1 protein-coding gene is annotated in these 944 nt (G+C 69.5%); it reads left to right on the top strand.

What is annotated here, in order from left to right:
* Window positions 1–944 (top strand): sensor domain-containing diguanylate cyclase (locus tag LRF89_RS13215; RefSeq protein WP_238637367.1); only part of this gene is annotated, 944 nt, incomplete at both ends.

The following is a 944-nucleotide window of genomic DNA, read 5'->3' as shown; positions in this document are numbered from 1 at the left end:
AGCCTGAGCCTGCTGGAGGCGGCGATCAGCCAGGCAGGCGAGTCGATCGTCATCACCACCGCAGAACTCGAGCCGCCAGGGCCGCAGATCATCTACGTCAACGAGGCCTTCACGCGCATCACCGGCTACACCCCGGACGAGATCGTGGGGCAGACGCCGCGCGTGCTGCAGGGGCCGGACACGGAGCGCGAGGTACTGGACCGACTCAAGGCGGACCTGCGCGACCACGGCTGGTTCGAAGGGGAGGCCTGGAACTACCGCAAGGACGGCTCCCGCTACCGGGCGTGGTGGAACATCGCCCCCGTCACTACCCCGGACAGCGAGGCCCGCTACCTGGTCGCGGTACAGCGGGAGGTTACCGAGCTTCGCCGCCTCGAGGCCGAGCGACTTCACTACCACGCGAACTTTAATCCCCGCACGGGGCTACCCAACCGCAAGTACACACTGCAGCTACTCGAAGATGCGCTGCACCGCGCCGAGCGGCTCGACCAGGAACTCGCCGTGGCGGCCGTCGAGATCCGCGACTTCGCTTCCATCACCCAGGGCATGGGCGAAGAGCCCGGCGATGCGCTGCTCGATACTCTGACCTTCGGCCTGCGCAAACAGCTCGCCGGCCAGTCCCACTTCCTTGGTGTCGCCGCCCGCGGGCGCATCATCGCCGTCCTTGAGCGGCCCTCGGACGCGGAGCAGCAGTTCACGGACCTCCTCCGCAAGCTACTCGAGGGGGTCAACCGCGAGTTGGCTACCCAGCGCGACCAAGCCCCGCTCGCCTCGGCGTGTGCCGGGGCGGCACTCTTCCCCAAGGACGGCCAGGAGGCTGGCGCGCTCCTCGGCCAGGCCGAAGCAGCCGCGGCCAACGCCCTCGCCACCGGCACCTCCAGCATCAGGCTCGCCGACGCGCAGACCAGCGAGCGGCTCCGGGAGCGGCTCACGCTCCGCGCCGA

Source organism: Halorhodospira sp. 9621 (genome assembly GCF_022228055.1).
Lineage (GTDB): Bacteria > Pseudomonadota > Gammaproteobacteria > Nitrococcales > Halorhodospiraceae > Halorhodospira > Halorhodospira halophila_A.
The sequence above is the reverse complement of the archived record's forward strand: the minus strand, read 5'-3'. Positions and strand labels throughout refer to the sequence as shown.